A 19,220-nucleotide genomic window follows, 5' to 3' on the forward strand; every position below is an offset into this window, starting at 1 on the left:
GCCCGACCCTGAGTCCGCCCCTCGTCAAGGAGTTCACGTGCCCGGTTCCGCTGACCGCCCCGCTCATGCCCCTCATCGCCCCGACCACGATCTCGTGGTCGTCGCCAACCGGCTGCCGGTCGATTCCCGCACGCTGCCCGACGGAGCGACCGAGTGGGTCACCAGCCCCGGCGGTCTCGTCACCGCGATGGAGTCCGTGATGAAGGGGGTCGACTCCGGCGCCTGGGTGGGGTGGGCCGGCGCACCGGGCGATGCCCCCGACCCGTTCGAGGCCGACGGGATGAGCCTGTACCCCGTCGCGCTGGATCAGGAGGACATCGAGCGGTACTACGAGGGCTTCTCCAACGGGACGCTGTGGCCGCTCTATCACGACGTCATCGTCGAACCCGCGTTCCATCGCACCTGGTGGGACTCCTACGTGAGCGCGAACCGTCGCTTCGCCCGCGCCGCGGCGGCGGTCGCGAGCCGGACCAGCACGATCTGGGTGCACGACTACCAGCTGCAGCTGGTGCCACGGATGATCCGCGACGACCGGGCCGACGTGCGCATCGGGTTCTTCAACCACATCCCGTTCCCGCCCGTCGAACTGTTCTCCCAGCTGCCCAAGCGCAATCAGATCCTGCGCGGCCTGCTGGGTGCGGACCTCATCGGGTTCCAGCGCGAGAGCGACACCCAGAACTTCCTGGCCGCGGTGCGCAAGCTGCTGGGCCATCACGTGGACGGGCAGACCATCTCGGTGCCCGGTCTGGGCGCCGCACCGATGCGTGAGGTCACCGCCCAGACCTTCCCGATCTCGATCGACTCCGCCTCGGTGTCGGCCCTCACGGAGGATCCGGAGGTGCGCGAGCACGCGGCGCAGCTGCGCCGCGATCTCGGCAACCCGCGCAAGGTCGTGGTCGGTGTGGACCGTCTGGACTACACCAAGGGCATCCGCCATCGGCTCAAGGCCTGGGGCGAGCTCCTCAACGACGGGTCGATCGACCCTCACGACACCGTGATGATCCAGGTCGCCACGCCGTCCCGTGAGCGGGTGGAGGCCTACCGGCAGCTGCGCGACGAGGTCGAGCTGACGGTGGGCCGCATCAACGGCGACCACGCCTCGATCGGGCGCGCTGCCGTCTCCTACCAGCACCGCTCCTTCGACCGGCGCTACATGACCGCGCTGTACATGGCTGCCGACGTCGTGCTCGTCACCGCCCTGCGCGACGGCATGAACCTGGTCGCGAAGGAGTACGTGGCCTCCCGCCCCGACCTGCAGGGCGTGCTCGTGCTCAGCGAGTTCGCGGGCGCGGCCGATGAGCTGCGGGCCGCCGTGATGGTCAACCCCCACGACATCGACGAGCTCAAGGCCGCGATCCTGCGCTCGCTCGCGATGCCCGAGGAGGAGCAGCAGGAGTCGATGCGCTCCCTGCGCCACCAGGTGATGGAGAACGACGTGCAGAGCTGGGCGCACGATTTCCTGGAGCGTCTGGAGCAGTCCGACGATCCCCACGGCGAGGCGAAGCCGGTGGTCCGCCTGAGCGGCGGCGACCCCACGGAGCCCGAGGTGCTCGAGGGGGCTCTGGCGGAGTTCGCGCAGACTCCGAGGATCCTGATCGCCTCGGACTTCGACGGCGTGCTCGCTCCGATCGTCAACGACCGGGACGCGGTCGAGCCCGATCCGGCGGCGCTGGACACGCTGCGGGAGCTCGCCGACATGCCGGGGGTGGCGGTCGCCCTGATCTCCGGACGGTCGCTGGAGGATCTGGACTCCCACACCGGGATGCCCAGCTCCGTGGTGCTGGTGGGATCCCACGGCGCGGAGGTCGGGGCGCTCCCGCCGTGGATGCAGGCCGAGGTGCTCGACTCCGCGGCACTGTCCATGACCCCGGAGAAGGATGAGCTGCTCCAGTCGATCACGGCGACCCTGCACAGAATCGCCCGGGCTCATCCCGGCGTCGAGGTCGAGACCAAGCCGTCGGCCGCTGTGCTGCACACCCGCAACGCCCGTGGGCGCGGCGCCGACAACGCCACCGACTCCGCGCTCGAGTACGCGGTGACGCTGCCCGAGGTCACGGTGACCCCCGGCAAGGAGGTCGTCGAGTTCTCGGTGGTGCACGCCTCCAAGGGCGACGCCATCGACGCGCTGGCCCGCGCCAGTGCGGCCGACGCCTGGCTCTACCTGGGGGACGACGTGACCGACGAGTCGGTCTTCGGACACCTCGGCGAGAGCGACTGCGGCATCAAGGTCGGCGAGGGCGACACGGCGGCGAACTACCGCATCGCCGGCACCCCGGAGGCCGCGGCGGTGCTGGCCCGGCTCAAGGCGCTGCGCCAGGACGGCTGAGCACCGCCGGGCGCCATCCGCGCACGGAGCTCACCACGGCGATCTCGTCGGCTGCGGCCAGCTCCCCGGCGGTGATGCTCCGGAGGGCCGCCTCGCCCCGTTCGAGGGCGAGGCGGCGTCCGATCCCGGGCAGGCAGCCGTCCTCGAGCGGCGGCGTGCACCACCGTCCGTCCAGTCGCACCATGAGCGTCGCGATGCTGGTCTCGGTGACGAGCCCGGTGGGTCCGACGAGCACGACATCGTCCGCCGCACCATCTCGGTCGCGGGCCCGCGCGAGCGCGGCGGTCAGGTGCTCACGGTCGGTGGTCTTGTGCCGCACGGCTGGGGAGGACGGGTCGATCGGGACCGTGTCCAGGACGAGCCGCACCGGCCCCGGCTGCGGCGCATCCAGCGCACGCGTCGTCAGCGTGAGCGTGCCGTCCAGCGCGAGGCGCAGCCGGAGGATCGCCGTGCCGTCCTCGCCCACCAGGTCGGGGATCTGCGCCAGCACCGTCTGCCGGGCGCACGCGCGATCCAGGGTGATGGCGAGCTCCTCGGCGGAGGCCTGCAGCCGATCGAGGTGCTCCTCCAGGTGACGGGGCGCGCCGCGCTCGACCGCGAGAGTCTCCAGCAGGCCGAAGTCCTCCGGGTCGGGCGGGAGATGCACGCCGCCGACCCCGCGGAGCCCTTCGAGCACCCGTGTCTTCGCGGCGAGCTCATCCCACTCCCCCGCGGCGGTCGAGGCCCAGGTGATCCCGCCGCCCACGCCGTAGGTGGCCGAGCCGTCCTGACGATCGACGAGGATCGTGCGGATCGCGACGCTGAAGCGTTCCTCGGCCGGGAGCTCGGTCCCGTCGGCCGCCGTGCGCGACGGGGCGAGCCAGCCGATCGTCCCGCAGTACACGCCGCGCGGCGCGGTCTCCAGCTCGGCGATCAGCGCCATCGTGGAGAGCTTCGGAGCGCCGGTGATCGACCCGCAGGGGAACATCGCGCCGAACCGCTCCTCGAGCGTCACCCCCGGGCGCTGGTCCGCGGTGACGGTGCTGGTCAGCTGCCACACGGTGGGGTATGCGTCGGCGCGCAGCAGATGCGGGACGTCGACGGTGCCCGGGCGGGCGATCCGGGCGAGGTCGTTGCGGATCAGGTCGACGATCATCACATTCTCCGCCCGTTCCTTCTCGCTGCGCAGCAGCGCGGCACGACGCTGCGCATCCTCGGCAGGAGTCGCGCCGCGCAGCGCAGTGCCCTTCATCGGCACCGAGGAGAGCTCCTCGCCCCTCCTGTCCAGGAACTGCTCGGGACTCGCGCTGAGCACGGCCCAGCGGCCGAGGTCGAGATGGGCGCCGAAGGCGGAGTGCTGGGCTCCGATCAGGTCGCGGTAGCAGGCCAGCAGATCGCCCTCGATCCGGCCATCCAGGCGCGTGGTGAGGTTGGCCTGGTATGTCTCGCCCTCGGCGATCGCCTCCTGGACCCGCGCGACCTTCTGCGCATGCCGCTCGCGCGTCCAGGGCATGGTCCATGACCCCACCCGGTACGAGCCGAGGTCGGTCGGGAACGAGGGGTCCTCGTCGGGAGCGCGGCTGAGACCGAACCACAGCAGCGGGAGGTCCGGGAGCGGCTCCTGCACGACGGCAACGGGATCGAGACCGGCCGCGGCTTCGTAGGTGACCATGCCGTACGCCCACCAGCCGGCGTCCACCGCGCGGCGCACCTCCGCGAGCGCCGGGAGCACCTCCACGGGCCGATGCGCGACGATCTCCCTCTCGACGTCGCTGAACTGCAGCTGCGTTCCGCCGAGCAGGTCGTCGAAGCGCGCGGATGGCTGACGAGATGCGAATGGCTGACGAGATCCGGTGGGGATGTGCGGGTCCATGGCGCTGGGCGGCCTCCGTGGGTGGTCCGGGCCCGGCGTGGCAGCGAACCGGCAGCGGCGGGAATGACAGCACCCCGGCCGATGGTCTCCAGGACCGTCGACCGGGGTGCTCTGCGGTGCCCGCGACAGGATTCGAACCTACGACCTTCTGCTCCGGAGGCAGACGCTCTATCCACTGAGCTACGCGGGCTGACCCGAGGAGTCTAGCAACACCACGAGGTGCCCGGCACCATCATCCGCCCTCGTGGACCCGGGTGTGAGGCGGACCTCACCGCGGCAGCGGGAGCTGAGCTCCGTGCAGGACCGCAGAGGGATCCGCCGCGATGCGCAGTCCGCTGGGCTCGGCACCGGAGCGCACCAGGAGGTCGCCGACGGCGGCGATCATCGCGCCGTTGTCGGTGCACAGGCTGATCGGCGGGATCCGCAGCTCGATGCCGTCCGTGTCGCAGCGCTGCTGGGCAGCTTCGCGCAGGCGGCGGTTCGCCGCGACTCCGCCGACGATCACGAGGGCGCTCAGGCCCCGCTCGTGCACGGCGCGCATCGCCTTGGTGACCAGGACGTCCACGACAGCCTGCTCGAAGGAGGCCGCGATGTCCGCCACCGGGACCACCTCTCCGGCGCGCTGGATCCGCTCGACGGTGCGGGCGACCGCGGTCTTCAGCCCCGAGAAGGAGAAGGTGAAGGGTGCGTCGCCGCCGCGCAGCAGGGCGCGCGGGAAGCGGTAGGCGGTGGGGTCGCCGCCGACGGCTGCACGGGAGATCGCCGGCCCGCCCGGATACCCGAGGCCCAGCAGACGCGCGACCTTGTCGAACGCCTCACCGGCAGCATCGTCCAGCGTGTCCCCGAGATGCTCGATCGGATCACGGACCAGGTCCCCCACGGCGAGGATCGAGGTATGGCCGCCGGAGACGATCAGCACGATGCTCTGGGCCGGCAGCGGGCCGTGCTCGAGGGTGTCGGCCGCGGCGTGGCCGGCGAGGTGATGGACGCCGTAGAGGGGCTTGTCCAGCGCCCAGGCGATGGACTTCGCAGCGGCGAGCCCGACGTGCACGGCGGTCGCGAGGCCGGGCCCCGAGGTGACGGCGACATGGGTGATCTCGTCGAGGCCGACGCCGGCGTCCTGCAGGGCGATCTGCAGGGTGGGGACCGCAGCGTCGAGATGCGCGCGGGCGGCGATCTCGGGGACCACTCCTCCGAACTCGGCGTGCTGGGCCGCGCTGGAGGCGAGGCCCTGGCCCAGCAGGACGCCCTCGGAGACGAGGCCGAAGCCGGTCTCGTCGCAGGAGGACTCGACCCCCAGGACGACCGGAGCGACGGAACCGGTCACCGCAGGAGCGACATCGGGTTCGAGTAGGTGCCCGCCTCGTCCATCTTCGCGAAGTGCAGGTGGCAGCCGGTAGAGCGGCCGGTCGAGCCGACGTAGCCGACGATGTCGCCCTGCTGGACGGTCGCGCCGACGGAGGTGTTGAAGCCCTGGAGGTGGTAGTAGCCGGTGATGACGCCGTCGCCGTGGTCGACCTTCACGCGGTTGCCGGAGGAGCTGTTGTACTCCACGGCCACGACCTCGCCGGCCTTCGAGGCCTTCACGGGGGTGCCGCAGGCAGCGCCGAAGTCCACGCCGTTATGGCCCTTGAAGTAGCCCAGCACCGGGTGCACGCGGCCTCCGAAGCCGGAGGTGATGGGGCCGGAGACCGGCTGGATGTAGCCGCCGGTGGAGGCGGCGGCGGTCCCGGCGTCCTCGCCCTCGGCCGCAGCGGCGTCCACCTCGGGCTCGGGCTCAGGCTCGGGCTCGGGGGCCGAGACCTCGATGCCGGTGCTCTCGGCCTCGGCGCCGTCGGACTTCTCGGAGTCCTCGGCCTTGTCGGAATCGTCGGAGGTGGAGGCGCGCTCGGTGCTGCGGTTCGCCTCGGCGCCGGATTCGCGGGTCTCGGTCGCGGACTGCGCACTCGAGGCGACGTCTGCGACGGGCAGCGCGACGGGGGCTGCGGGCTCGGACGCGGAGTCGGGGAGCTCGGAGGCGACCGTGTCGCCCTGCGTGGCGGTCTCGTCGATGCCGGCTGCGGCGGCGGCCAGCGGGGCGGCGATCGTCGCGGTCGCGAGGACCGAGAGCACGCCGACCTTCATCGCACCGGCGGGGAGCGCTGCGTCCCGATGGGTTCCCCCGATGGCACGGTGCTTGCGCACGGTGGCGCGTCCGTCAGCGCGATGATTCGCCACGAGATGACCTGCTTCCAGTTCGACTGCGTTTCCACGTATGTACGTCTGTCCGATCGCGACGCCGGACAGGGAAGGACGCGTCGCCGAACAACCTGGAACAATCTACGGCCGCACGCGCCACCGAGACGAGCAGGTCAGCAGGGTCATTGCCAAGTTTTTGCCATAGTGGCCCAAAGCTTGCTCGGTCTTGACGACAGCGCCCCGCAACCCTCCCCCGGCCGTGCCTTATGCCACGTGCACCGGCTCCCCACAGGCCCGTCGGCGACACGTCGTCGAGACATCGGCGACAGGGATGCGGCCTCGGCACGACGTCCAGGAGCACGTCGGCGCCTCCGGGAGGACAAGCCCTCGCGCTCCGCCTTCAGGGCGTGCGCATCTCGCGCGGTCTAGAGTGGCGGCATGTCGACTCCCGACCAGGCACAGTCCTCCGCCCCGCCCGTGCGCGTCGTGGTGATCGAGGACGAACCGACGATCACCCATGCCATCGCTGATCGCCTCACGGCCGAGGGATGGGAGGTCACCACCGCCTACGACGGCCCCTCGGGGGTGCGCACCGTCGCCGAGGTGCGGCCCGACGCCGTCGTGCTCGACGTGATGCTCCCGGGCTTCGACGGCCTCGAGGTCTGTCGGCGCATCCAGGCCGACGAGCCGGTCCCCGTGCTCATGCTCACCGCACGTGACGACGAGACCGACATGCTCGTCGGCCTCGGGGTCGGGGCCGACGACTACATGACCAAGCCCTTCTCGATGCGGGAGCTGGCCGCCCGTCTGAAGGCCCTGCTGCGTCGGGTCCGCCGTACCGGCGCCCCGGCACCCAGCGACGCCGAGCAGAACGTCGCCCTCCAGTTCGGCGATCTCGTGATCGACCGGGCCGGCCGCCGCGTGATGCGCGCCGGGGCGCCCGCCCACCTCACTCCCACCGAGTTCGACCTCCTGCTGTGCCTCGCCAACGCGCCCGGCACGGTCCTGACCCGCGAGCAGCTCCTGGCGGATGTCTGGGACTGGATCGACGCCACCGGCACCCGGACCGTCGACTCCCACGTGAAGGCGCTGCGACGCAAGCTGGGCGCCGATCTGGTGCGCACCGTGCACGGTGTGGGCTACGCGCTGGAGATCCCCTCGGAGGACGAGGAGGCGCCGGTGGCCGACGGGCCCACCGACATCCACTCGATGCCCACGCCGAACGATCCGTCGTCGGACGCGTGACCTCGCAGCGCCCCGCGACGAGCACGGAGACCGCTCCCGTCGCGCCGGACCCGTCGGCCGCCGCCTCGGCGGCGCGCCGCCGTGTCCCCGACCGCCTCGACGTGCGCCCGCTGGACCGCTTCCGCTCCTTCAAGGTCAAGCTCGGCGTGCTGGTGGGCGTGGTCGTCACCGTCGCCGCCCTGCTCACCCAGGTGAGCATCCGTGCCGGCATCGAACCTCTGCTGGCCATCCCTCTCGTGGTGCTCGCGGCGCTCGTGTCCACCCAGCTCCTGGCCCGCGGCATGACCTCCCCGCTGCGGGAGATGACCGGCGCCGCCCAGGCCATGGCCCGCGGCGACTACACCCGGCCCATCCGCGCCACCAGCCATGACGAGGTGGGACAGCTCGCCGCCGCGTTCTCCACCATGGCCTCGGAGCTCGAGCAGACGGACAGCATGCGTCGAGACCTGGTCGCGAACGTCTCCCACGAGCTGCGAACCCCTGTCGCGGGGCTGCGCGCCCAGCTGGAGAACCTCGTGGACGGCGTCACCGAGCCCGACCCGGCCGCGCTCGAGGTGGCCCTGACGGAGACCGAGCGGCTCTCGCTGCTGGTGAGCCATCTGCTGGACCTCTCGCGGCTGGACGCCGGGGTGGTCGAGCTGGACCGCGAACCGATCGAGCTCACCCCGTTCCTCCACGAGGTGGTCGACGCGGCGGCCCTCGCCGCCGGCGGTCGCCACGTGCGCTGGATCGTCGACGTCGAGCCGGCCGATCTCACGATCACCGCGGACGCGGCCCGCATCCACCAGGTCATCCACAACCTGCTCGAGAACGCCGCCCGGCACTCCCCCGCCGGCGGCAGGATCCGGATCGGCGCCGCGCGCACCGACGACGGGCAGGGGGTGCGGCTGGACGTGCACGACGAGGGACCCGGCATCGCCCTGGAGGACCGCTCGCGCGTGTTCGAGCGCTTCCAGCGCGGCGGCTATGCCGACAACTCCGGAGGCACGGGCCTCGGCCTCGCGATCGCCCGCTGGGCCGTCGGGCTCCACGGCGGGACCATCGAGGTGCTCGACGATCCCCGCAGCGAGCTCGCCCGCGACGGTCGGTCCTCGCTCATCCGAGTGGTCCTCCCGGATCCAGGCACGTCCGTGTGACGTGACGTCCCACACCACAGGGCACGCAATCGCCGCCAGAGGGCCCGAGAGGCACCGGGAGCGCGCGATGCTCCGTTAGGCTGTCGGTATCCGTATCACTCGACCGTGAGAAGGCTGGCGATCTCAGAGTGTCACAGCAGACACAGGGCTCCGAGACCTCGGAATTCGGCCCTAATCAGTGGCTCGTGGACGCGCTCCGCGAGCAGTGGCAACAGGATCCCTCGAGCGTCGACCCCAGTTGGGCGGAGTACTTCTCCGCCCACCGCGAGCAGACGCCCGCATCCCGTGCTGCCGACGACCCCACCCCGGACTCCCCTCCCGCTGCGACGGAGCAGCGCGATCAGGACGATCCCGGGGCTCAGGACGCCTCGTCCGCGGCGCCCCCGCCCCAGAGCGCCCCTGACGCTCCCTCATCTCACGCCGCGTCCTCCGCGGCATCCTCTCAGCCCGTGAAGGAATCCGCCCCTGTGAACGACGACAAGGCGAAGAGCGACTCCACGAAGACGCCCACCGTCTCCACCACCTCGGACCGTCCGGCGAAGATCCCCACGACGACCTCGCAGATCCCGGTGGTCGAGCTCAGCGAGCCCGAGCGCGTCAAGCTGCGCGGCCCGGCCGCCGCCGTGGTGCGCAACATGAAGGAGTCGCTCGAGGTCCCCACCGCGACCTCGGTGCGCGACGTGCCGGTGAAGCTGCTCTTCGACAACCGCATCGTCATCAACAACCACCTCAAGCGCAATCGTGCCGGCAAGGTGTCCTTCACCCACCTCATCGGGTGGGCGATGATCGAGGCGATCACCGAGATCAACGACATGAACAACGGCTTCGACGTCGACGAGAAGGGCAAGCCGATCCTCCTCAAGCGCGAGGACATCAACTTCGGCCTCGCCATCGACATGCCGCGTCCCGACGGGTCCCGCGGCCTGGTCGTGCCCAGCATCAAGGGCGCCCAGCGCTTCGACTTCCACGGCTTCTGGAAGGCCTACGAGGAGGTTGTGCGCAAGGCCCGCGCCGGCAAGCTGACGATGGACGACTTCGCGCACACCACGGTGTCGCTGACGAACCCCGGCGGCATCGGCACCGTCCACTCGATCCCCCGCCTCATGGAGGGCCAGGGCACGATCGTGGGCGTCGGCGCGATGGACTACCCGGCGCAGTTCCAGGGCGCGAGCCCCGCGACTCTCGCCGACCTCGCGGTCTCGAAGGTCATGACGCTGACCTCGACCTACGATCACCGCATCATCCAGGGCGCGGCCTCCGGCGAGTTCCTCAAGCGCATGGGCGACAAGCTCCTGGGCAAGGAGGGCTTCTACGATCGCGTGTTCGCGTCGCTGCGGATCCCGTACCAGCCGATCCGCTGGGTGCCGGACAACCCCTTCAAGGATTCCAAGTCCGAGCGTCTCGCTCGGGTCATGGACCTGATCCACGCCTTCCGTGTGCGCGGCCACCTGATGGCGGACACCGATCCGCTGCAGTACCGCGTGCGCAACCACCCCGACCTGGACGTCGAGACCTACGGGCTCACCCTCTGGGACCTCGACCGCATCTTCCCGACGCGCGGCCTGGGCGGCAAGGACGAGATGCCGCTGCGGGACATCCTCGGGGTGCTGCGCGACTCCTACAGCCGCACCATCGGCGTGGAGTACATGCATATCTCCGATCCGGAGGAGCGGGACTGGATCCAGAATCAGATGGAGACCCCGCGCCGCCCGTTCGACAAGGTCGAGCACACGCACATCATGGATCGCCTCAACGCCGCCGAGGCGTTCGAGACCTTCCTGCAGACGAAGTTCGTCGGCCAGAAGCGCTTCTCCCTCGAGGGAGGCGAATCGGTGATCCCGATGCTCGACACCGTGCTCCACGGCGCCGCCCATGGGGGTGTCGACGAGGTCTGCATCGGCATGTCCCACCGCGGCCGCCTGAACGTCCTGTCGAACCTCGCGGGGAAGAGCTACGGGCAGATCTTCCAGGAGTTCGAGGGCAACTTCGGCAACAACCTGGGCTCGGGCGACGTCAAGTACCACCTGGGCACGGAAGGCACCTACACCTCGCACGACGGCGAGTCCACCAAGGTGTACCTCGCCGCGAACCCCTCGCATCTCGAGGCCGTGAACCCCGTCCTCGAGGGCATCACCCGCGCCAAGCAGGACCGCCTCGAGCGTCCCGAGGAGTTCCCGGTGCTGCCGGTGCTCGTGCACGGCGACGCGGCCTTCGCCGGTCAGGGCGTGGTCACCGAGACCCTCAACCTCTCGGAGCTGCGCGGCTACCGCACCGGCGGCACGATCCACGTGATCATCAACAACCAGATCGGCTTCACGACCCTGCCGGACTCCTCGCGCTCGTCGTTCTACTCGACCGACGTCGCCAAGTCGACGCAGCTGCCGATCTTCCACGTCAACGGCGACGATCCGGAGGCCTGCGTGCGGGTCGCCGAGATCGCGTTCCAGTACCGCCAGAAGTTCCGCCGCGACGTGGTCATCGACATGGTCTGCTACCGCCGCCGTGGCCACAACGAGGGCGACGACCCGTCGATGACGCAGCCGCAGATGTACTCGCTGATCAAGGACAAGCCCTCGACCCGCAAGCTGTACATGGAGGCGCTCATCGAGCGCGGCGACCTCACCGAGGACGAGACCGAGGGCCTGGTCCGCAACTTCCAGGAGCATCTCGACGAGGCCTTCGCCGCGACCCGCGACGGCAGCCCCGGCGTGGATCCGCAGTCGAGCGTCCAGGGCCTGGAGCTGCCGGCATCCCAGCGCACCGCGAACGCGGACGACTCCACCAACACCGCCGTGAGCGCCGAGGTGCTCGAGCGCATCGGTGAGGCGCACCGAGCGATCCCCGAGTCGTTCACCGTGCACCCGAAGCTCGAGGCGGTCCTGAAGCGACGTCACCAGATGTCGACCCAGGGCGGGGTGGACTGGTCCTACGGCGAGCTGCTCGCCTTCGGCTCCCTGCTGATGGAGGGCCGACGGGTGCGCCTGAGCGGTCAGGACTCCCGTCGCGGCACCTTCGTGCAGCGCCACAGCGTGATGATCGATCACGAGAACGGCGACACCTGGACCCCGCTGTCCTATCTCTCGGACGACCAGGCGCGGTTCAACGTCTACGACTCCTCGCTCTCGGAGTTCGCAGCGCTCGGCTTCGAGTACGGCTACTCGGTGGAGAACCCCGAGTCCCTCGTGCTGTGGGAGGCCCAGTTCGGCGACTTCGTCAACGGTGCGCAGACCATCATCGACGAGTTCATCTCGGCCTCCGAGCAGAAGTGGGGCCAGAACTCGAGCGTGGTGCTCCTGCTGCCCCACGGCTACGAGGGTCAGGGGCCCGACCACTCCTCCGCCCGCATCGAGCGCTTCCTGCAGCTGTGCGCCGAGGACAACATGCGGGTCGCGGCCCCCTCGACCCCGGCGAGCTACTTCCACCTGCTGCGTCGCCAGGCCAAGACCGAGCCGAAGAAGCCGCTGATCGTCTTCACCCCGAAGTCGATGCTCCGCAACAAGGCGGCGGTCAGCCCGGTCGAGGACTTCACCGGCGGCGGCTTCTTCCCGGTGCTTCCTGACACCACCGTGGACCCCTCGCAGGTGAAGCGCGTGCTGCTGACCTCCGGCAAGGTGTACTGGGATCTCGTGGCGCGCCGCGACAAGCTCGAGGCCACCGACACGGCGATCATCCGGCTCGAGCAGCTCTACCCGCTGCCCACCGAGGAGATCCTCGAGGCCCTGGAGGCCTACCCCGATGCGACCCTGACCTGGGTCCAGGAGGAGCCGCAGAACCAGGGTGCATGGACCTTCATGGCCGTGAACTTCGCCGTCGAGGTGGGGCGCACGCTGAAGGTGGTCGCGCGAGCCGCGTCGGCCTCCCCCGCCACGGGTTCCAACGCCACCCACAAGATCGAGCAGGAAGACCTGCTCGTGCGAGCTTTCGAGTCCTGAGCGCCCGGTGGGGGTCGCGGGTTCGCCCGCGACCCCCACCGTCGTTACAGTTGACGTCCCCGTCCCTGGCCCAGGAGGTCCCGGTGCAGAGTGTGTCCACGTCATCCGCTACGGATCCGGCCTCCCGGATCCGGATCATCGCGCTCGGAGACGAGCTCCTCGCCGGTGTCGGGGACGCCCGCGCCCTCGGCTGGCTCGGCCGAGCCGTCGCCAGCGAGCAGGGCGCCGAGAACCGTGTGGACGTGTTCACCTCGGCGCTTCCCGGCGAGACCTCCGGCGGCCTCGCCGAGCGGTGGGACCAGGATGTCCACCTGCGGATGGACCGCTCCGCCCAGGCCGACGGCAGCATCGACCACCGGGTCGTGCTCGCCATGGGGCGCGCGGACGTCTACACCGACATCTCCCTGGCGCGCTCCCGCCTCAATCTCGCCAAGGTGCTCGACGGGCTGGAGCGGCTGCGCATCCCCGCCTTCGTCGTCGGGCCCCCGCCCAGTCGCGATCCGGGGACCACGCAGGGTGTCCGGGAGCTCTCCGGGGCCTTCGAGGACGTCTGCTCCCGCCGGCGCATCCCGTACGTCGACACCGTCGGCGGGCTGGTCGGCCACGAGCAGTGGGAGTCCGACCTCTCCCGCTCCCCCGGCGATCATCCGGGGCAGACGGGATACGGCCTGATGGCCTGGCTCGTGCTCCACGGCGGCTTCGGCTCCTGGCTGGGCACCTCGTCCTGACAGCGCGGCACCCTGACGGCGCAGGCCGGAGGTCTGGACGACGCAGGCCGGCAGTCAGGGCAGTTCAGTCCGGCGGTCGGGATGGCGCAGACCGGCGGGCATCGTCGGCAGCACCGTCCCCGGCGGGCCCTCCGGCTCGTGCCGGGGCACGTGACCTCCACCTCAGCCCGCCGTCCGGACCGCCTGCGAAGGAGGAGCCTCCGCTTCCCTGTGGCACAATCGTCTGGTTACCGGGCGAAGGAAGGAGAACGTGATGAGCAAGCGAGGACGCAAGCGCAAGGCTCGCCGCAAGAACGGCGCCAATCACGGCAAGCGCCCCAACTGCTGACCGTGATGCCGCGATGCGCGGCATGACTGAGGGCCCCTCCCNNGGGAGGGGCCCTCAGTCATGCTCAGGCGCCGGGCAGCTCGCGTCGGGAGCTCGTGGCGGAGATGTGCACGCTGGTCGTGCCGTCGACCTCGGTGGTGCGGGTGACCGACACGGACTGGCACTCCACCGTGATCCGCTCACGCAGCGACGATGGCGCACGGTCGGCGCAGCTGCGCCGTACGAGCTCCTTGATCCGCCGCACGCGCTCCCACTCCTCGGCGCACTCGGGGCAGTCCTCGGTGTGACGCTCCATGCGCTCCACCGTCTCGCGCGGCAGCTCGCCGTCGAGGGCCTCCTCGAGGCGGTAGCGCGCATCCCGGGGCGCGCTGTCCGCCGCGTCGGTGTCCCGTCGGGCCCTCATGTCGTCCTGGTTCATCGTTCCTCCTCCCGTGGCATCGAGCCGGACTTCCGCGTGGTCGTCTCCGAGGAGCCGTCGCCCGGCGGCGTCGGGTCCTCCCGCAGGAAACCGCTGCGGTAGGCGTAGTCGGAGAGCATGTCCCGCAGCTGACGACGGCCCCGGTGCAGCCGTGACATCACAGTGCCGATCGGGGTGTCCATGATCTCGGCGATCTCCTTGTACGCGAAGCCCTCGACATCCGCGTAGTAGACCGCCATGCGGTAGTCCTCGCGCAGCTGGCCCAGGGCGTCCTTGACGGCGGAATCCGGCAGCCGGTCCAGCGCCTCGGTCTCCGCGGAGCGCAGACCGGAGCTGGTGTGCGAGCCGACCTCGGCGAGCTGCCAGTCCTCGACCGTGTCGGACCACGCCTCCTTGGGCCGACGCTGCTTCTGCCGGTAGGTCGTGATGTAGCTGTTGGTCATGATCCGGTACAGCCAGGCACGCATGTTGGTGCCCGGCGTGAACCGGTCGCGGGCACGGAAGGCCTTCATGAAGGTCTCCTGGACGAGATCCTCGGCATCGTGCGGGTTGCGGGTCATCCGCAGCGCACCGCCATAGAGAGAGTCCAGGTGCGAGAGCGCTTCGGTCTCGAAGTCGAACGCGTCGCCCGAGGCGTCGTCGACCTCCGGATGGCCCGCATCGGGGCTCTGGGCAGGATCTGTCTGGGTCATTGCGGCCCAACCTACGCCAGAAGAGCGTTCCGCACCGTGCGTGAGCACCGCAGTGGCCATCAGGTCTCCTTCTCCGTGCCCTACCGATCTGTCGGCCCGGTGTGTCCTCGTGTCCCCGTCTGCCCGCGCGAGGCCGCTGAGCGCTGTCGAGCATCTCCACCGACCGCGGTCGAACGCCTCCACGCGAGGTCCGGATCCGCTCCGGATCCACGCAGTGCAACGCGTCCGGCGCTCTCCTTGTTCCCTGGGCGGTAGTCTGGACGCTGGCGACCTGTCGCACAGACGGTCGTCGGATCTGCTCGTACCCGTGAAGAACGTGAGGACACCATGGCCCTGGTCCGCCGCATCGCACGTCCGCTGCTCGCAGCCCCCTTCATCGCCGAGGGTGTGCGCACCGCTCTGCGTCCGGAGCGCGAGATCGACGTCTACCCCCAGGCTTTCGACGCCGTCGACTCCACCCTGTCGAAGTCCTCGGCCCCCGGTTTCCTCGATGCGCGCACCATCGTCCGCGCCACCGGCGTCATCGCCGCCGGAGCCGGTCTGATGTACGCCACCAACCGGCGCCCGCGCGCGGCCGCCGCGGCCCTGCTGCTGACCACGTCGGTCGGTTGGGCCGGCCGCAAGAAGGTCTGGGAGCTGCGCGGCGAGGAGCGTGCGCGTGAGATCCAGGCGATCCTCACCGACGCCGGTCTGCTCGGCGGCGTGCTGCTCGCCGTGGTCGACCACGACGGCCGCCCGTCGCTCGGCTACCAGGTGAACGACTTCGTCGAGCGCAGCCAGAAGAAGGCCGCCGCGAAGCAGCGCGAGCTCGAGAAGAAGGCCTCGAAGATCGACAAGAAGGCGCACGACGCGGTGGGCACCGCGCAGAAGCAGCTCGCCGCTCAGCGGGGCTGACGCCAGTGGTCTCCGAGGTGCTCTGGAACGCCCCCGTCGCCGACAGGCCTGTCGACGCTCTGGTGCGAGTGCCGGGATCGAAGTCCCTGACCGCTCGATGGATGCTGCTGGCCGCCGCCGCGCAGCAGCCGTCCGAGCTGCGTGGAGCATTGGTCTCCCGCGACACCCGTCTGATGCGGGACGCCCTCGAGCGTCTGGGAGCGATCCTGGAGGCGCGCGACGACGCGCTGCTCGTCACGCCGATCCCGCCCCCGCCGGAGCATCCCGCCGCACCGCTCGAGATCCATACCGGTCTGGCCGGCACGGTGATGCGCTTCGTCCCGATGCTCGCCGCCCTGCACCACGGAGACGTGCGCTTCACCGGGGACGAGCCTGCGCTGGCGCGCCCGATGGATCCCGTCATCGACGCGCTGCGGCAGCAGGGCGTCGAGGTCACCGAGCACGGTGCGCCCGGGCGTCTGCCGATCACGGTGCACGGCACCGGCCGGCTGCGCGGCGGACGGATCGAGGTCGACTCCTCGGCCTCCAGCCAGTTCATCTCCAACGTGCTGCTGGTCGCGGCCCGTGCCGACGACGCTCTCGAGCTCGTCCACGTGGGCGACAAGCTGCCGTCGCTGCCGCACATCGACATGACCGCCGAGACGCTGCGCGAGGTGGGCATCGAGTGCACGCACGACACCGATGAGCAGGGAAGGCATCGCTGGCGCGTCACGCCCGGCGAGATCCGCCCGGTGAGCATCGTCGTCGAGCCGGATCTGTCCAACGCGGGCCCCTTCCTCGCGGCCGCGGTGGCCACCGAGGGCACGATCGCGGTGGACGACTGGCCCGAGGTCACCACCCAGCCCGGCGACGCCTATCGCGAGCTGCTGACGCGGATGGGCGCCGAGGTGTGGCGCGAGGGCCGCACGCTGTGCGTGCGGGGCACGGGCCGGATCCGCGGGATCGACGCCGACCTCTCCGCCGTCGGCGAGCTGACGCCGACGATCGCCGCTCTCGCGGCGCTGGCGGATTCCCCCTCGACCCTGCGGGGCGTGGGGCATCTGCGGGGGCATGAGACGGATCGGCTGAAGGCGCTGGCCACGGAGCTCACCAAGCTCGGTGCCCGCACCCTCGAGCTCGAGGACGGGCTGGAGATCCACCCCGGCCCGCTGCACGGCGAGGTCTTCGAGACGTATGAGGACCATCGCCTGGCCACGGCTGCCGCGATCATCGGGCTGCGGGTCCCTGATCTGCAGGTGATCGACATCGGCACCACGCAGAAGACCCTCCCGGACTTCGTGGGGATGTGGCTGTCCATGCTGCACACCGACCCCCTCGAGGACGGCGAGGCGTGAGCCGGTCGCTCCGCGACTACGACGAGGCCGACGTGCGCGTCCGGCCCAACCGTCGGGGCTCGAGGCCGCGCACCAAGGACCGCCCCAAGCACGAGGACGCGATCACGGGGCGGGTGATCTCGGTGGACCGCGGCCGGTGGCGCACCGTCGTCGCGGCCGGGACCCCGCACGAGCGCACCGTCACGGCGATGCGCGCCCGGGAGCTCGGCCGCTCCCCCGTCGTGCCCGGCGACCTGGTCGGTCTGGTCGGCGACACGACGGGGCGCGACGGCTCCCTGGCCCGGATCGTCCGGATCCAGGAGCGCAGCTCCTTCCTGCGGCGCAGCGCCGACGACGACGACTCCACCGAACGCCCCCTGGTCGCGAACGTCGACCTCATGGTGATGGTGACCGCCGTCGCCGACCCGGAGCCCCGCGGCGGCATGATCGATCGCTGCCTGGTGGCGGCCTATGTGGCCGGGATCGACGCCCTGCTCGTGCTCACGAAGGCCGATCTGCGATCGCCGGAGGAGTTCCTGCGCTCGTACGCTCCACTGGGCCTGGAGCACGTGATCACCCGACAGGACGCCGACGGCAGCATCGTCGGCCTCCAGGAGCTCCAGGAGCGCCTCTCCGGCCGCGTCAGCGTGCTCATCGGGCACTCCGGGGTCGGCAAGTCGACCCTGCTCAACGCTCTCGTGCCGGGCACCGACCGCGCGATCGGCGATGTCAACGACGTCACCGGGCGCGGCCGGCACACCTCGTCCTCCGCACTGGCGATGCAGCTGCCGGACGGCGGGGGCTGGGCGATCGACACCCCGGGCGTGCGCTCCTTCGGACTCGGCCACGTCGACCCCGACGAGCTCCTCGACGCCTTCGCCGATCTCGCCGTCCTCGCAGAGTCCTGCCCGCGCGGGTGCACGCATCTCGAGGATGCTCCGGACTGCGCCTTGGACGGTCTGGTCGAGGCCGGTGAAGCCGGCAGCGCGGGCCCGGCCCGGCTGCTCTCGTACCGGCGCCTCGCCGTCACCCTGCGACGCAACGACCCCTGGGATCTCTGAGCGGTCAGGCGGAGCCGGCGGGCGCTTCGAGCAGGCCGTGGCCGGTGCCCACCACTCCGGGACCAGCCTCTGACCGGCGCGAACCCTCCGCACTGTGGCAACATTCGGGCGTGGATCCGCACCGCGTCGCTGCGCGCACCGGGTCCGTGAGCGCTCTAGGGTGGGCCCATGTCCAGCCGCTATGCCGATGATCTGCGCCTCGCCCATGTTCTCGCCGACGCCGTGGATCAGCTGACCATGTCCCGGTTCAAAGCCCAGGATCTCGAGGTCTCCACGAAGCCCGATCTCACGGAGGTCACCGATGCCGACCAGGCCGCCGAGAAGATCGTGCGCTCGCAGCTGGCGCGCTCCCGCTCCCGGGACCAGGTGATCGGCGAGGAGTACGGCACCACCGGATCGGCCTCCCGGCAGTGGGTGATCGACCCGATCGACGGCACCAGCAACTTCGTGCGCGGCGTGCCCGTGTGGGCCACCCTGATCGGCCTGATCGAGGACGGCCGACCCGTCGTGGGCCTGGTCTCCGCACCGTCCCTCTCCCGCCGCTGGTGGGGCGGACTGGACGTCGGCTCCTGGACCGGTTCGCGGATCACCAACGCCAGCCGCCTGCAGGTCTCCCAGGTCGACCGGCTCGAAGAGGCCTCGCTGTCCTATTCCTCGCTGCACGGCTGGGCGGACCACGACCGGCTCCCCCAGATGCTCAACCTCATGCAGCGTTTCTGGCGCACGCGCGCCTACGGTGACTTCTGGTCGTACATGCTCGTCGCGGAGGGCGCCGTCGATGCCGCGTGCGAGCCCGAGCTGGCGCTGCACGACATGGCCGCGCTGGTCCCGATCCTCACCGAGGCCGGAGGGCGCTTCACGTCTCTGGAGGGTGAGGACGGGCCGTTCGGCGGCAGCGCGATCGCCACCAACTCCCTGCTGCACGAGGAGATCCTCACGGCGCTCGCTCTGCGCGACTCCTGATCGCCCGGGCGGAAGGCCCGCAGTGTGACAGGGTGGCAGGGCGGAAGCATGGCAGGCCGGAGACGCAGCGGAACGAGAGCGCGGCCGATCGAGAGGGCGGCGGGACGAGAGGGCGCCGGGACGGACGGCTCAGGAACGCGGCCCGGGGATCGGT

General features: G+C 70.8%; 15 protein-coding genes and 1 tRNA gene. 10 read left to right on the top strand and 6 right to left on the bottom strand.

Annotated features, from left to right (window positions below; translation table 11 throughout):
• Window positions 1-37: 37 nt before the first annotated feature.
• Complete coding sequence (locus CIK71_RS10925; protein ID WP_096165698.1) at window positions 38-2,326, top strand: bifunctional alpha,alpha-trehalose-phosphate synthase (UDP-forming)/trehalose-phosphatase; 2,289 nt, start codon at window positions 38-40, stop codon at window positions 2,324-2,326.
• On the opposite strand, the gene pabB is transcribed toward CIK71_RS10925, so the two are convergent.
• The 4 genes from pabB to CIK71_RS10945 all read right to left on the bottom strand — a co-directional run bounded on the left by pabB (window position 2,301) and on the right by CIK71_RS10945 (window position 6,362).
• Window positions 2,301-4,178, bottom strand: a complete 1,878-nt coding sequence (pabB, locus tag CIK71_RS10930; protein WP_096165699.1) for an aminodeoxychorismate synthase component I — start codon at window positions 4,176-4,178, stop codon at window positions 2,301-2,303. The genes CIK71_RS10925 and pabB overlap by 26 nt on opposite strands.
• 117 nt (window positions 4,179-4,295) lie before the next feature.
• Window positions 4,296-4,368 (bottom strand) — tRNA-Arg (locus CIK71_RS10935).
• Window positions 4,369-4,446: 78 nt separating this feature from the next.
• Window positions 4,447-5,505 carry a tRNA (adenosine(37)-N6)-threonylcarbamoyltransferase complex transferase subunit TsaD gene (tsaD, locus tag CIK71_RS10940; RefSeq protein WP_096165700.1) on the bottom strand — a complete coding sequence of 353 codons (1,059 nt, stop codon included), beginning with the start codon at window positions 5,503-5,505 and terminating at the stop codon, window positions 4,447-4,449.
• Window positions 5,502-6,362, bottom strand: a complete 861-nt coding sequence (locus tag CIK71_RS10945; RefSeq protein ID WP_096165735.1) for a M23 family metallopeptidase — start codon at window positions 6,360-6,362, stop codon at window positions 5,502-5,504. The genes tsaD and CIK71_RS10945 overlap by 4 nt, the downstream gene beginning before the upstream one ends.
• 432 nt (window positions 6,363-6,794) lie before the next feature.
• On the opposite strand from CIK71_RS10945, the gene CIK71_RS10950 reads away from it, so the two are divergent.
• The 5 genes from CIK71_RS10950 (at window position 6,795) to CIK71_RS18250 (ending at window position 13,725) form a co-directional block, all read left to right on the top strand.
• Entirely contained in the window at window positions 6,795-7,601 is an 807-nt protein-coding gene (locus CIK71_RS10950) for a response regulator transcription factor (RefSeq protein WP_096165701.1), read from the top strand.
• A 101-nt stretch (window positions 7,602-7,702) separates the two neighbouring features.
• The gene (locus CIK71_RS10955; protein ID WP_158541985.1) at window positions 7,703-8,737 is read left to right on the top strand and encodes a HAMP domain-containing sensor histidine kinase; all 1,035 of its coding nucleotides are present in this window, start codon (window positions 7,703-7,705) and stop codon (window positions 8,735-8,737) included.
• Between the two features lie 128 nt (window positions 8,738-8,865).
• Window positions 8,866-12,669 (top strand): multifunctional oxoglutarate decarboxylase/oxoglutarate dehydrogenase thiamine pyrophosphate-binding subunit/dihydrolipoyllysine-residue succinyltransferase subunit, encoded by a 3,804-nt coding sequence (locus CIK71_RS10960; RefSeq protein WP_096165703.1) that lies wholly within the window; start codon window positions 8,866-8,868, stop codon window positions 12,667-12,669.
• An 83-nt stretch (window positions 12,670-12,752) separates the two neighbouring features.
• On the top strand, window positions 12,753-13,397 hold the full coding sequence (locus CIK71_RS10965) for a GDSL-type esterase/lipase family protein (RefSeq protein ID WP_096165704.1): 645 nt from the start codon (window positions 12,753-12,755) through the stop codon (window positions 13,395-13,397).
• A 253-nt stretch (window positions 13,398-13,650) separates the two neighbouring features.
• Window positions 13,651-13,725, top strand: coding sequence for a 50S ribosomal protein bL37 (locus CIK71_RS18250; protein ID WP_370540782.1), 75 nt, complete (start codon window positions 13,651-13,653; stop codon window positions 13,723-13,725).
• A 64-nt stretch (window positions 13,726-13,789) separates the two neighbouring features.
• On the opposite strand, the gene rsrA is transcribed toward CIK71_RS18250, so the two are convergent.
• Window positions 13,790-14,143, bottom strand: a complete 354-nt coding sequence (rsrA, locus tag CIK71_RS10970) for a mycothiol system anti-sigma-R factor (RefSeq protein WP_096165705.1) — start codon at window positions 14,141-14,143, stop codon at window positions 13,790-13,792.
• A complete protein-coding gene (locus CIK71_RS10975) occupies window positions 14,140-14,835 on the bottom strand; it encodes a sigma-70 family RNA polymerase sigma factor (RefSeq protein ID WP_096165706.1) in 696 nt (231 codons plus the stop codon). The genes rsrA and CIK71_RS10975 overlap by 4 nt, the downstream gene beginning before the upstream one ends.
• A gap of 327 nt (window positions 14,836-15,162) precedes the next feature.
• On the opposite strand from CIK71_RS10975, the gene CIK71_RS10980 reads away from it, so the two are divergent.
• The 4 genes from CIK71_RS10980 to CIK71_RS10995 all read left to right on the top strand — a co-directional run bounded on the left by CIK71_RS10980 (window position 15,163) and on the right by CIK71_RS10995 (window position 19,066).
• A complete protein-coding gene (locus CIK71_RS10980; protein WP_096165707.1) occupies window positions 15,163-15,729 on the top strand; it encodes a hypothetical protein in 567 nt (188 codons plus the stop codon).
• Window positions 15,730-15,734: 5 nt separating this feature from the next.
• Window positions 15,735-17,063, top strand: coding sequence for a 3-phosphoshikimate 1-carboxyvinyltransferase (gene aroA, locus CIK71_RS10985; protein WP_096165708.1), 1,329 nt, complete (start codon window positions 15,735-15,737; stop codon window positions 17,061-17,063).
• Entirely contained in the window at window positions 17,060-18,103 is a 1,044-nt protein-coding gene (gene rsgA, locus CIK71_RS10990; protein ID WP_096165709.1) for a ribosome small subunit-dependent GTPase A, read from the top strand. The genes aroA and rsgA overlap by 4 nt, the downstream gene beginning before the upstream one ends.
• Window positions 18,104-18,271: 168 nt before the next feature.
• Window positions 18,272-19,066 (top strand): inositol monophosphatase family protein, encoded by a 795-nt coding sequence (locus CIK71_RS10995; protein WP_096165710.1) that lies wholly within the window; start codon window positions 18,272-18,274, stop codon window positions 19,064-19,066.
• The last annotated feature ends 154 nt before the right edge of the window (window positions 19,067-19,220 follow it).

Origin of the sequence: Brachybacterium alimentarium (assembly GCF_002332425.1) — a bacterium.
Classification (GTDB): Bacteria; Actinomycetota; Actinomycetes; order Actinomycetales; family Dermabacteraceae; genus Brachybacterium; species Brachybacterium alimentarium.